We start from the raw sequence: 11575 nt of genomic DNA on the forward strand, positions 1-11575 counted from the left end.
ATGCCGGGCAAAAAGAAGGTCTTTACCACGCGTGTCGAGCCTGTTTCGTCCCCACAATCCCGAACTGGCCGGGAGTTTTATGGTGGAGACGCCGGGTACCGCCCCCGGGTCCACAACGCTTATTCTACGTTCCGTTTATCGCCATAGCCAAGGGTCGAACCCTCCTGCACTCATGAAGATAGGGAGATACCCTTCCTTCCGCAAGGGGCTTTCACTCCTTCCCTGCTAACCGTGACCATGCCAGGCAGCGCCCGTGTAGAAGAAGCGCCCCAGACCAAGGGTGAACACAAGACATCCATAAAGACTGTGCTCGACACAGGCGAGAAAGACGGACCGATGCCGGGCATAATCGCGGGCGAACAGAAACCCGCCAATCAGTGTCATACTCACGGCGATCCAATTCAGAAACATGACATGCGCAAAACCGAAGCTGACCGCGCTTGCGAGCACCAGGGCCGGTTGTGAACGAAAAAGCGGCGCATAGCGGGCGAACAGGAAGCGGCGATAGAGCATTTCCTGCGGCCAGACCGACAGCAGCGGATAAAGCACCATGATGACCAGCCAGAACACTGGCCGCTCTCGAGGAAGCTGAAAAAAAGTCTGCGGACTCAAAACCCACGTCAGAAGGGCGATTATCGGCGCCAATACCGCGAATCGTCTGAAAATAGTGGCCACCTCCCGCCTGCCGTCATGCCTCACCGGTTCCTGCTGTCCGGATATCAGCCAGATGAGGAGAGCCGCGCCCCATAACATCCCGAACAGAAGGCCAGCTTTATGGGCTGCGAGTATGAGCAGAGGACCGCCGAAAAAGATGAGCACGAATTCGACGCCAAGCCGCACTGAGCGCGTAGTCGAAACCGGGCTGAAGGAAAAGGAAGGCATCCTGTTATTATAAGGAAAAAACAATCTCTTGGATGGCAATCTCGACGCACAGGCGCTCCCACTGCCTGTAGCCGTTGTTCCGTATCCCGCTCGCCCTATGCTAGAGGGCTCGCTTCAGCCCCTTCAGCCCCAAGACACAAGGCCGTATGACCATGCCCCTGACCGACGCGCAGCGCACCGAAATCGAAGAGCATGGGCTGACGACGGCTACGACCAAACGCCCGACCGTTTCCGCCCTCGAGGCGATTCTCTTTAAGGCACACCCGGTTCTGGACCACGGCTTCGTTCGCGTGATCGACTATATGGGTGATGATGCCGCCATCGTGCAGGCCGCCCGTGTGTCCTACGGCCGCGGCACCCGCAAGGTGTCAGAAGACACTGGCCTGATCCGCTATCTGATGCGTCATCGCCACTCGACCCCGTTCGAGATGTGCGAGATCAAATTTCACATCAAGCTGCCGATCTTCATCGCCCGTCAGTGGATTCGCCACCGCACAGCCAATGTGAATGAATATTCCGCGCGTTATTCCATTCTCGACCGGGAGTTTTATCTGCCCGCGCCAGAGCATATGGCCGCACAGAGCGCCAGCAACCGTCAGGGGCGCGGGGATGTTCTGGATGCGGACACAGCAGCGAAAGTGCTCAACCTGCTGCGTGACGACGCCATCCGCTGCTATGATACCTATGAGGGCCTGCTCGACACGGAAAACGGTCCCGGTCTGGCGCGGGAACTGGCGCGGATGAACCTGACGCTGAACACCTACACTCAGTGGTACTGGAAAGTGGATCTGCACAATCTGATGCACTTCTTGTCCCTGCGCATCGATCCACATGCGCAGTATGAAATCCGTGCCTACGCCGAAATCATGCTTTCCATTCTGGAAGCGTGGGTGCCGATCGCAGCTTCCGCCTTCAAGGAATATCGGGTCGGCGCAGTGACGTTCTCCGCCACCATGGTCGCCCTGCTCCGCAAGATGCTGGCTGGAGAAACCGTGACACAGGAAAATTCAGGCCTGTCACGCCGGGAGTGGGACGAGTTTCAGGCTGTGCTTCATGGATGATACGCGCTCCATTTTCGAAGAGCCTGCCGCACCGAAGAAGCCGGAATCTCCGCCCATCAAGGAACCTTCTTTCTTCCCTTACATCGCGGCGGCTGTCACACTGATCGCGATCTGGGGAGTGATGGAATTCGTTCTGCCCGGCCCTTCACAGAATGTTCCGGCGTCTGTGCTTATGAAAAACGCGGCCCAGCATTTTTCTGAAAAAGGCAGTGCCTCTCCTTCTCCCTGACGCCCTCGTGGAACGATCAGTTTCGGGGCTGGAGAAAGTAAAGAGCAGGTCGGTATCTTTAAATATTCTCCATCCTCGCCAGTTATGCCAGAACGAAATGACATCGGCGTGCTGCACCCGATCGTTTTCGTTCAGGAAAAACATGCTTTTCAAAACTCTTTCGGGCCACACTCTGATCGGTCTGTGCGCGCTCTTCGCCTGCACATTCACGGCGCTGACCAGTGAGGTCTCCCCCGTCGGGCTGCTCATCGACATGGCGCAGACCTTCCATATCCCGCAGGGACAGGCCGGTCTGGCCGTCAGTGCTTTTGCGCTGATGGTGGCGTTCGGAGCCGTTCCCCTGACGATTGCCACCAGCGGGATGGATCGCAAGCTGCTGATGCTGCTCTCGCTTGGCGGGTATGTGATGTCGAATCTGACCGTGGCGCTGGCGCCCACGTTCCTCGTTCTCTGCCTGGGACGAATGATCGGCGGTCTCGCGCATGCCGTGCTGATGTCCGTGGTGTCAGCCTACGCTGCACGCCTCGTTCCCGCCGCGATGACCGGACGTGCGATTGCCTTTGTCTATGGCGGCACGTCACTCGGGGCCATTCTTGGCGTGCCCGGCTCCGCCGCTATCGGCCATTTCTTCGACTGGCGCACGGCGATGTTCATCATAACAGGCCTTGCAGCCGCGCTACTGGTCTGTGTCGCTCTCGCACTGCCGCCCGTGCCGACCTCACCGGCCACTCCCGGCGGCGTTCCTGTCATTCGCTCTCGGCAGGCTGTGCGCGCCTTCACCGTTGTCGTTCTGGTGGATGCAATCTTCTTCTTTGCCCACAACCTGCTTTACACCTATGTCACCCCCCTTCTTCTTCAGCATGGCCTGCCTGAAGCGGACCTGAGCATTCTCCTGCTCATCACCGGCAGCCTCAGCATCGTCGGCCTCTGGCTCTCGGGCCTGCTGGTGGACCGTTGCCCCGCTGGCGGCGTGCTGATGTCGGGGTGCATGATTCTGGTCGGCATGGGCCTGATGAACGGGCATCTACTGACGAGCTGGCAATGCGCCGGGGCCATCGGAATCTGGTGCATCGGTTTTGCGGCAATCACACCTTGTGTGATGTCAGGCGCCATCCGCGCAAATGCCACGCAGCCTGATGTCGCCGGAGCGGCCATCAACAGCGCCAGCAATTTCGGTATTCTTCTTGGGTCGGCGGTCGGTGGACAGCTCCTGTCCTCGGCTGGCTTCAGTGTGCTGACACCGGCAGCCCTTGCCATTGCAATGGGAGGAATGCTGCTCGCTGTGATCAGCCCGAAAGCATTTCCATGGAAAATGCCTTCAAACTGAAAATACTGAGGAAGGGGCTGGATCACCCCTTCCCTGCTCCACGGTCTTACTGACCGTCATCATCAAACGATGGGCCAGTGCTGTTATCGGTGTTGCTACCATCCAGCGACACCGCCACGAACAGCGACTGCCCATCGCGCAGCACACGCAATAGCACGGCATGTCGCGCCTTCAGGGCGGCCGTCACAGCCGTAACCGTGGCAGACGGTGTTTCCACGGCCTGATCGCCCACAGCCTGGATCACGTCGCCCGGACGCAGACCGGCCTGATCCGCCGGGGAACCCGGCTGCACATCAGACACCACCACACCATGCACGGAATGATCGAGCCCAAGCTGCTGCCGCATGTCACTGGTCAGAGGCGCGAGCGACACGCCGATCTTCTCGCCCCGTGAGCCAGCGCCAGCGGAGGACGCACTGCTTGCCGTGGACTGATTGACCACATGCACCGTGACGTCTTTCGGCGAGCCGTTACGCAAGAGCGTAATGGTCGCATCGGTTCCCGGAGTGATAGCCGCCACTTTTACAGCCAACGCATGAGGTGTTTCGACTGTCTTGCCATTCAGCTTGGTAATGACATCGCCCGCCTTGATCCCGGCCTTGGAAGCCGGGCTGTCCGGCGTCACGTTTGCGACAAGCGCGCCTGCGGGAGGAGCACCGGGCGAAGCCGGTTTCAAACCCAGTGCATTGGCCATCGACTGGGAGATGATCTGCGCTTCAACCCCGAGATAGCCGCGCGTGACATGGCCGGTTTTCTGAAGCTGCGACACGACCGTCTTCACAATGTCGGACGGAATGGCGAAGCCGATGCCGATGGAGCCACCTGACGGCGAGAAGATGGCGGTATTCACGCCAATGACCTTGCCGTCCTGCGTGATGAGCGGCCCACCAGAGTTGCCGCGATTGATCGGCGCGTCGACCTGGAAGAAATTGTCATACGGGCCATCGCCGATATCGCGACCAAGCGCGGAGATGATACCCGCCGTGACCGTGCCGCCCAGACCGTAAGGATTACCCACGGCGATCACCCACTCACCCGGCTGCACATCATCCGATTCGCCGAGTTCGACGAATGGCAGCTTCTTGGTGCTGTTCACCTTGAGCAGGGCGATATCGGTCTTGGGGTCCCGCCCGACAACACGGGCCTGCAAGGTGGTGCCGTCTTCCAGCGTTGCGGTGACCTTGGTCGCACCCTTCACGACGTGATTGTTCGTCACGACGTATCCATCCGATGACACGATGAACCCTGAGCCGCGCGCTTCAACCGGCTGGCGCTGCTGCGGCATCATCTGGAAGGGGAAAGGAAAAGGAAAGGGCATCTGCTGCATGCCCTGATCGCCACCATCGCTGCTGTCCGGACGGATCATCGCCGTGATGGACACCACAGCCGGCTTCACCTGCTTCACCAAAGTCACGAAATCGGGGATCGTCCGGTTCGGACTCGTCGGCTGTATCGGGGTGTCAGCGAAAGCGGCGGGAGCAAGGTTCGCTCCCAGTGGCGAAGCAAACGCAACGGCGCCAAGACCCGCAAGAATGGTGGCTGTCGTCATGAAGCGCTTGCGGGCCTGACGGATCGACGAATTCTGTACTGGCATGTCTTTTCCGATAATTCCCTTGAACCGGACCGTCCGAGCGGTCTCTCGCCGATGATGATCGGAGATGGACGCAAGGGCAATCCATCCCATTGATGGAAAGGGAGAATTAGTCATGTGAAGGCAACGCCAACCATACGGCGGGATGAAAGCTCGGTTAGCTTGAAACCTTTCCGTCAGCGCTTGGTCAGGCGACATCTTTCATCATTAAGTCGCGCAGTCTGCATGAAGGGACCGGGCGAGAAAATCATGATCCATCAATCATGGATGACATCAGCCTGAATGCCGTGATGGCCCAGCATCCCGCTCACGCAATTCCCTGAAAAACTCCCGCAGAAGCGCGGCACTCTCCTGCTCACGAACCCCCCCGATAATTTCGGGATGACGCATGCAGGAAGCATGCTCGATCACGCGTGGTCCATGATCCACGCCGCCACCTTTTGGGTCATAAGCCCCGAAAACGATGCGCTTCACCCGGAAATGCACGGCCGCCGCCGCACACATCGGACACGGCTCCAAGGTGACGATCAGAGTGCAGCCCTCAAGCCGGGTCTTGCCTACGGCGCGAGCCGCACGCCGCATAGCAAGAAGTTCGGCATGGGCGGCGGCATCATGCGTGGCTTCCACCTCATTGCCCGCAGCCGAAAGAATGTGCCCAGCCTCATCGAGCACAATGGCGCCTACCGGCACCTCTCCCCGCTCCGCAGCGTTTTTTGCCTCCCTCATAGCGGCATCCATGCCGGGACAAGCCGCAAGCCCTCCCGGATTTTTCCCTGAACACTTCATTACGGTGCGGTCATCACGTTCTGTTTCAGCCATCACATAAGGCAAAAATGTGTCTTTCATTCAAAAACAGCCAAAGACCACAGTTTTTTCCTTGATTCACACGTAGAAAAGCCGCATCGTCTGTTACAGAACAACAAAGCACTCTGTAACAATTTTTCTCCATCATACACACAGAGTGATTCATACACCGCAAGCCAGCCCCAGATCTCACGATCTGGCCAAAGCGAAGGAAGAACGTCATGCACAGTCTGACACTGGTTCTCGCGGCTGCAACCATGGGCCTTGCCTTTGCCGCGTCGGAACATCTGACTCACAAATACGCACCGATGCCAGTCAAGCCGTCCACTACGACTTTCACGACGCATCACCGCTGATCGTCACATCAGGCGAAGGCGAGTAGTATACGACCGCTCCTCTTTCTTTTATGGGGAGCGGTATGTCCTCCTACGCACCCCTTCCGCTTATTGGCGTAACGCTTGATCAGGAAACTGGCGGTCCCGGTCAGTATTCAGCGTTTCCGTGGTATGCCGTGCGTGCGAATTATATGAGCGCGGTGATCAAGGCCGGTGGATTGCCCGTCGCTCTTTCTCACGCTCCCTGTCTTGCCGATAAGATTGTCGCCCGTCTGGATGGGCTGGTCGTCACAGGGGGCGCCTTCGATATCGACCCCACGCTTTATAATGCTCCGCGCGAAGAAACGACGACCACGCTCAAGCCCACCCGCACCGCAGCGGAAATGGCGCTGATCGACGCGGCGATGAAGCGTGGCATTCCGATATTGGGCATTTGCGGGGGCATGCAGCTTCTCGCCGCCATGCTTGGTGGCACGCTCATGCAGGACATCGCCACCGAGCAACCGGATGCCTTGCCTCACGAACAGCCCAATCCACGGGATCAGGCTGGCCATATCGTGAAGATCGAGCAGAACACGCTGCTTGGGCAGATCGTCGGGCGCGGCACAATGGCGGTCAACTCCTCCCATCATCAGGCCGTGCGGTCACCGGGGCGGGCCCGGATCTCGGCACGCGCAGAAGATGGGATTATTGAGGCAATCGAAGATCCGACGTCACGGTTTTGCGTCGGAGTGCAGTGGCATCCGGAATTTCTGATCGATCCGGGTGACAGTGCGTTATTTGCGGCCTTTATACAGGCTGCGCAGGATGAAACAGTGTCGGGAGACGGTGTATGGTAGACCAGAAGAACGATGAACGCGGCGACCGGATCGCAAAATGGCTGGCGCGGAGTGGCGTCGCCAGTCGGCGCGATATCGAGCGGATGATTGTCGAGCGGCGAATCCGACTCAACGGCACCGTGGTCGATCATCCCGCGACCTTCGTCACGAACAGTGATGCCGTATCCGTGGATGGCAAGCTCATTCAGGGGCCGGACCACACCCGTCTGTGGCGCTATTACAAGCCGGACGGTCTGGTCACCACGCATCGCGACCCCGAGAACCGCCCAACGGTTTTCGAGAAACTCCCTGAAGGGATGCCGCGCGTTGTCAGCGTTGGCCGACTCGATCTGAACAGCGAAGGTCTGCTGCTGCTGACCAATGATGGCGCTCTGGCCCGTCGGCTGGAACTGCCTTCCAACGGCTGGTTACGGCGTTACCGCGTGCGCGTGTTTGGTGTGGTGGATGAGCGGAAGCTGGCCGGTCTGGCGAAAGGCTGCGTGATCGAAGGCGTGAAATACGGACCAATCGAAGCCGTGCTCGACTCTCGTAAGGGCGACAATGCGTGGCTGACCGTTTCGCTGCGGGAAGGCAAGAATCGTGAGATCCGGCGCGTCATGATGGACATGAACCTGCATGTCAGCCGCCTGATCCGCACCTCTTATGGCCCTTTCCCGCTGGGTGAACTGCGCCCCGGTGAGCTTGAAGAAGTCCCACCCCGCGTGATGAAAGCGCAGCTTCCCCGTGACACGGAAAGTGCCAAAGCCCGACACGACTGATGCGGATCATTGCCGGAAGCAGGCGGGGCCGGGCTCTGGTCGCTCCGCCGGGAAAGACGACACGCCCCACTGCTGACCGTGTCAGGCAAGCGCTGTTCGACATGATCCTGCACGCGCCATGGGGCGGTCGCGATTGTGTGGAAGGTCGGCATGTGCTCGACGGCTTCGCCGGCACTGGCGCGCTGGGGCTGGAAGCACTCTCGCGTGGTGCCACATTCTGCACGTTTTTTGAGACAGATCGGCCTGCTCTCTCCTCACTCCGGGCAAATATTGCCGGATGCCAGATGGGTGACGTTTCCCGTGTTCATGCAAGTAGCGTCCTGAAAGCCCCGCGTGCCGACGCGCCTTGCGATCTGATCTTTCTCGATCCTCCTTATGGAAAATCTCTTCCCGCGCAGGCACTGGCTGTCCTTTCCTCCCGCGGATGGATCGCACCGGGAGCGCTGATCGTGACGGAGACAGGCCGTGAGGAAGCACAGCCCGTCGAGGATGTGACAATTCTGGCCGAACGCACGCATGGCGCTGCCAGATTGTGGGTCTGGCGGGCCGGCTGATGGTGGAAACACTGGTCGGACGGGCGGATTTCGAGAAAGAGATCAAGAAAAGCCGTTTTCTGGCCATGGCTATGCCCGTTGAAACCGAAGAAGCAGCCATGTCTTTCATTGCCGAAGTTTCCTATCCCACAGCGACACATAACTGCTGGGCGTGGAAGATTGGCGCCCGCTATCGCAGCGATGATGCTGGTGAGCCGGGAGGCACTGCGGGACGCCCCATTCTTCAGGTCATCGAAGCGCAGGGACTGGACCGCGTGGCAGTGGTGGTCACCCGCTGGTTTGGCGGCGTAAAGCTGGGAGCTGGCGGTCTCGTCCGGGCTTATGGCGGCACGGCAGCGGAATGCCTGCGCCTCGCTGAACGGATAGAACTGGTCGAGCGCACACGGTTAACCTTTCACTGCCCCTTTACCGATCTGGCGTTGGTCGGCTCACGCCTCCCCGGTCTGGATGCCACGATAGAGAGTGAAACTTTCGATGCTGAAGGCGCGGCCTATATCGTGGCCGTGCCGGTAGGGCGCGTAGAAGAATGTGTGACACGACTGGCAGATATGAGCAGCGGCAGGATTGTCGTTCGCGAGGCAGAGTGCTGACTATCAAGCCATTACTTGAATTAAAATAGCTTCCGTAAAATAATTGAGACGAAAACAATAAAAGATACTATCGTTTATTCAATCGATTCCCCAATCTATCAATTCGATTCCAAAACAAAGAAGATATTTACTTTATATTCAGAAGCGCTGTAAGGGTTCAAATGATTGGTTTTGCAGGTAATCCATGTCTGAAAACGAGTGTCTGACAGTATCTGGTAAAAGAAAGGCTCCTTTTCGGGAAAGCACACAGGCGAAAACAGGCGAAAAAATTATAGCAATCAAGAAACCTTCTTCAGCACAATCACACTCCACACTTCTGCAGAAACTGCTTTTTGCGCTCGCTATTGTTTTCTGTTTTCTGGCACCCTTTATTTTCCTCGGCTTTCCGCACTTGGCCCAACAGAATACGGCCTCCTCCGCGGCGCCCGCGCCACTCCCGCCCCCAGCCGAGCAGCAAGAAGCAACACTCCCGCTTTCGACCGCGGACCGTATCACCCCTGAAATAGAAGAAGGGTATCAGGCGCGGCAACAATGGGAAAAATGGATCGGACATTTGCGGGGGGAGAAAAGAAGAGGGGCACTTTATTGGATGTCCATCCGTTCCAAACCTGATGAACATAGTTGTGACGGCAGCAAAGACTTTGCCTTGGCATGCTTTGAGGCACGTCGGAGAATCGCTGTTATTGATGCCAGAAGAAAAAGCGACTCAGATTTTGACGAGGGCTGGAACATGCCCTCCACGCACTGATGGATTGCAGCCTTCTGCAAGCCGATCAGTGGGCTAATTCTGCCCCTGCCGGACGCGTCAGCAACTGCATCATCACGTCATGCAGATCCGTCCGACCGTTCACCAGTTCAGTCACGGCATCCATGACAGGCACGGAAACGCCCTTTTCCCGCGCCAGCCGCGCCAAGGCCCCAGCCGTGGCCACCCCTTCCGCCACTCCACCCAGTTCGGCAACAACCCGTTCCAACGTCGCGCCCTGCCCCAACGCGTAACCCACACGATAATTGCGGGAAGCCCCACCCGTGCAGGTCAGCATCAGGTCGCCAATACCGGCCAGTCCCGCCATTGTCGCCGCCTGTCCTCCAAGCGCCACAGCCAGTCGTGTAATTTCAGCAAGCCCGCGTGTAACGAGAGCGGCACGCGCATTCTCACCAAGACCAGCACCCATGGTCGCACCGGACGCAATGGCGATGACATTCTTGGCCGCGCCACCAAGCTGCACGCCCGCGACATCCGTGCTGTCATAAAGACGGAAGAGCGGTGTGCCGAGCCCATCCGCCAGCGTGCGGGCAAGACCCGGCTGAACAGCCGCAATGACCGCCGCCGCAGGTAATCCGGCCGCGACCTCGTGCGCAAAATTGGGACCCGAAAGCACAGCGCCAGTCAGGTCAGGGCGTATATTCCTGAGAATATCCAGCGGAAAACGAAGGCTTTCCGGTTCCACCCCTTTGCAACACAGAACGACCGGCACAGCCGTTTCCAGCCGCGCCAACACGCCCGCAAAATGCTGCATCGGCACCACGGAAAGCACCATGTCGGCATCAACCACGAGACTATCTGTGACGGTGACAGTCTCTGGCAAGGGAAAGTCCGGCAGACGCGGCATGGCACCGTTTGAGAGGCGAGACGCAGGGTTACGCGCCCATAAACGCACCGCCGCCCCTGACCGTGCAGCCTGAAGCGCCAAGGCAATGCCCCAGGAGCCTGCGCCAATAACCGCGATCCGCTTCATTCCGGCACTATCCATTCCACCACTGACTGCGTTTCACCTTCCCCCAGATAATGGCACAGCGGGGCGAGAATAGCCTGCGCTTCCTCTTCAAATCTGTAAGGCGGATTGGCGATCAGCAGACCACAACCGTTGAGTTTTTCCGGATCAAGGGGCGGACGGATGGTGAGTTCGCAGTTCAGCAGGTTGCGCTGACCGGCATCTTTCAAGGCATTGAAAAACGTGCGTGGCGGCGCACGGTGCTTGATGGGATACCAAACCGCCACCATACCCGTGGGAAATCGCTGTCGCGCTACCGAAACAGCCCGCACGAGATCGGTGAATTCGGAGCGTTGCTCGAATGGTGGGTCCATCAGCACCAGTCCACGCTTGGCGGTTTTAGGCGGCAGAAGAGCTGCGATCGCTTCATAGGCATCCCGATGATGCACGGAAACGGCGGGATTGTTGTGGAACAGCCGTCTGAGGACGCGTTGATCTTCCGGGTGCAGTTCACTGCAAACCAGTGTGTCACCGGGACGAAGGCTGCGCGAGACCAGTTCCGGCGAACCCGGATAGACGGGGCGCCCGCCATATTCAGCCATGATTTTACGGACGAGCGCCAGCCAGTCAGCAAGAGGCGCGATGTCGGCTGTGTCAGGCGGCAGGTCCAGCAGCCTACCAATCCCATCACGCCACTCCCCCGTCGCTTCTGCCTGAGGGCTGGAAAGATCGTACAGGCCGATCCCCGCGTGCGTATCGAGCACTGAGAAAGGGGTAGCTTTACGCTTAAGAGCACGAAGCAGCGCAACAAGCAGCGCGTGCTTCATGCAGTCAGCGAAATTTCCGGCATGGTATAAATGACGATAGTTCATCAAAACCCTTTATAAGAA

At 58.5% G+C, this 11575-nt stretch carries 14 protein-coding genes and 1 other RNA gene (1 of these 15 running past the window's edge); 9 read left to right on the forward strand and 6 right to left on the reverse strand.

The features are described 5' to 3' along the window. Nucleotides 1–208, reverse strand: a transfer-messenger RNA (tmRNA) gene (gene ssrA / locus ABF824_RS10185) (it extends 62 nt beyond the left edge of the window). 17 nt (nt 209–225) lie between these two features. After that, complete coding sequence (locus ABF824_RS10190) at nt 226–882, reverse strand: CPBP family intramembrane glutamic endopeptidase (RefSeq protein WP_415488626.1); 657 nt, start codon at nt 880–882, stop codon at nt 226–228. Nucleotides 883–1034: 152 nt separating this feature from the next. Here ABF824_RS10190 and thyX point away from each other — a divergent pair, with 152 nt between their 5' ends. The 3 genes from thyX to ABF824_RS10205 all read left to right on the forward strand — a co-directional run bounded on the left by thyX (nt 1035) and on the right by ABF824_RS10205 (nt 3499). Further along, nucleotides 1035–1943 (forward strand): FAD-dependent thymidylate synthase, encoded by a 909-nt coding sequence (thyX, locus tag ABF824_RS10195; protein ID WP_415488652.1) that lies wholly within the window; start codon nt 1035–1037, stop codon nt 1941–1943. Next, on the forward strand, nt 1936–2172 hold the full coding sequence (locus tag ABF824_RS10200) for a hypothetical protein (protein ID WP_415488628.1): 237 nt from the start codon (nt 1936–1938) through the stop codon (nt 2170–2172). Before thyX ends, ABF824_RS10200 begins: the two co-directional genes overlap by 8 nt. Before the next feature lie 142 nt (nt 2173–2314). Beyond that, the gene (locus ABF824_RS10205) at nt 2315–3499 is read left to right on the forward strand and encodes an MFS transporter (RefSeq protein ID WP_415488630.1); all 1185 of its coding nucleotides are present in this window, start codon (nt 2315–2317) and stop codon (nt 3497–3499) included. Between the two features lie 46 nt (nt 3500–3545). Here the strand turns inward: ABF824_RS10205 and ABF824_RS10210 are convergent, their stop codons facing one another. Further along, nucleotides 3546–5093 carry a Do family serine endopeptidase gene (locus ABF824_RS10210; RefSeq protein ID WP_415488632.1) on the reverse strand — a complete coding sequence of 516 codons (1548 nt, stop codon included), beginning with the start codon at nt 5091–5093 and terminating at the stop codon, nt 3546–3548. A 270-nt stretch (nt 5094–5363) separates the two neighbouring features. Then, complete coding sequence (locus ABF824_RS10215; RefSeq protein ID WP_415488654.1) at nt 5364–5828, reverse strand: nucleoside deaminase; 465 nt, start codon at nt 5826–5828, stop codon at nt 5364–5366. A 287-nt stretch (nt 5829–6115) separates the two neighbouring features. Between ABF824_RS10215 and ABF824_RS10220 the strand changes: the two genes are divergently transcribed. From ABF824_RS10220 to ABF824_RS10245, 6 genes are all read left to right on the forward strand, one after another. Next, nucleotides 6116–6250 (forward strand): hypothetical protein, encoded by a 135-nt coding sequence (locus ABF824_RS10220; protein ID WP_415488634.1) that lies wholly within the window; start codon nt 6116–6118, stop codon nt 6248–6250. 62 nt (nt 6251–6312) lie between these two features. Next, a complete protein-coding gene (locus tag ABF824_RS10225; protein WP_415488636.1) occupies nt 6313–7068 on the forward strand; it encodes a gamma-glutamyl-gamma-aminobutyrate hydrolase family protein in 756 nt (251 codons plus the stop codon). Beyond that, entirely contained in the window at nt 7062–7826 is a 765-nt protein-coding gene (locus ABF824_RS10230; RefSeq protein WP_415488638.1) for a pseudouridine synthase, read from the forward strand. Before ABF824_RS10225 ends, ABF824_RS10230 begins: the two co-directional genes overlap by 7 nt. Beyond that, nucleotides 7826–8380, forward strand: coding sequence for a 16S rRNA (guanine(966)-N(2))-methyltransferase RsmD (rsmD, locus tag ABF824_RS10235; protein WP_415488640.1), 555 nt, complete (start codon nt 7826–7828; stop codon nt 8378–8380). Before ABF824_RS10230 ends, rsmD begins: the two co-directional genes overlap by 1 nt. After that, complete coding sequence (locus ABF824_RS10240; protein WP_415488642.1) at nt 8380–8970, forward strand: IMPACT family protein; 591 nt, start codon at nt 8380–8382, stop codon at nt 8968–8970. Before rsmD ends, ABF824_RS10240 begins: the two co-directional genes overlap by 1 nt. Nucleotides 8971–9154: 184 nt before the next feature. Further along, a complete protein-coding gene (locus ABF824_RS10245; RefSeq protein ID WP_415488644.1) occupies nt 9155–9718 on the forward strand; it encodes a hypothetical protein in 564 nt (187 codons plus the stop codon). Nucleotides 9719–9743: 25 nt separating this feature from the next. On the opposite strand, the gene ABF824_RS10250 is transcribed toward ABF824_RS10245, so the two are convergent. Continuing rightward, entirely contained in the window at nt 9744–10709 is a 966-nt protein-coding gene (locus ABF824_RS10250) for an NAD(P)H-dependent glycerol-3-phosphate dehydrogenase (RefSeq protein WP_415488646.1), read from the reverse strand. Beyond that, complete coding sequence (locus ABF824_RS10255; protein ID WP_415488648.1) at nt 10706–11557, reverse strand: 23S rRNA (adenine(2030)-N(6))-methyltransferase RlmJ; 852 nt, start codon at nt 11555–11557, stop codon at nt 10706–10708. The genes ABF824_RS10250 and ABF824_RS10255 overlap by 4 nt, the downstream gene beginning before the upstream one ends. Between the last annotated feature and the right edge of the window lie 18 nt (nt 11558–11575).

The organism is Acetobacter sp. (assembly GCF_047721705.1).
GTDB lineage: Bacteria > Pseudomonadota > Alphaproteobacteria > Acetobacterales > Acetobacteraceae > Acetobacter.

Bases quoted from the DNA above. Each gene is read 5' to 3' on its own strand.
- ABF824_RS10190 (WP_415488626.1), bottom strand. From the start codon at position 882: ATGCCTTCCTTTTCCTTCAGCCCGGTTTCGACTACGCGCTCAGTGCGG.
- ABF824_RS10210 (WP_415488632.1), bottom strand. From the start codon at position 5,093: ATGCCAGTACAGAATTCGTCGATCCGTCAGGCCCGCAAGCGCTTCATG.
- ABF824_RS10240 (WP_415488642.1), top strand. From the start codon at position 8,380: ATGGTGGAAACACTGGTCGGACGGGCGGATTTCGAGAAAGAGATCAAG.
- ABF824_RS10230 (WP_415488638.1), top strand. From the start codon at position 7,062: ATGGTAGACCAGAAGAACGATGAACGCGGCGACCGGATCGCAAAATGG.
- thyX (WP_415488652.1), top strand. From the start codon at position 1,035: ATGCCCCTGACCGACGCGCAGCGCACCGAAATCGAAGAGCATGGGCTG.
- ABF824_RS10215 (WP_415488654.1), bottom strand. From the start codon at position 5,828: ATGGATGCCGCTATGAGGGAGGCAAAAAACGCTGCGGAGCGGGGAGAG.
- ABF824_RS10220 (WP_415488634.1), top strand. From the start codon at position 6,116: ATGCACAGTCTGACACTGGTTCTCGCGGCTGCAACCATGGGCCTTGCC.
- ABF824_RS10205 (WP_415488630.1), top strand. From the start codon at position 2,315: ATGCTTTTCAAAACTCTTTCGGGCCACACTCTGATCGGTCTGTGCGCG.
- ABF824_RS10245 (WP_415488644.1), top strand. From the start codon at position 9,155: ATGTCTGAAAACGAGTGTCTGACAGTATCTGGTAAAAGAAAGGCTCCT.
- ABF824_RS10250 (WP_415488646.1), bottom strand. From the start codon at position 10,709: ATGAAGCGGATCGCGGTTATTGGCGCAGGCTCCTGGGGCATTGCCTTG.
- ABF824_RS10200 (WP_415488628.1), top strand. From the start codon at position 1,936: ATGGATGATACGCGCTCCATTTTCGAAGAGCCTGCCGCACCGAAGAAG.
- rsmD (WP_415488640.1), top strand. From the start codon at position 7,826: ATGCGGATCATTGCCGGAAGCAGGCGGGGCCGGGCTCTGGTCGCTCCG.
- ABF824_RS10255 (WP_415488648.1), bottom strand. From the start codon at position 11,557: ATGAACTATCGTCATTTATACCATGCCGGAAATTTCGCTGACTGCATG.
- ABF824_RS10225 (WP_415488636.1), top strand. From the start codon at position 6,313: ATGTCCTCCTACGCACCCCTTCCGCTTATTGGCGTAACGCTTGATCAG.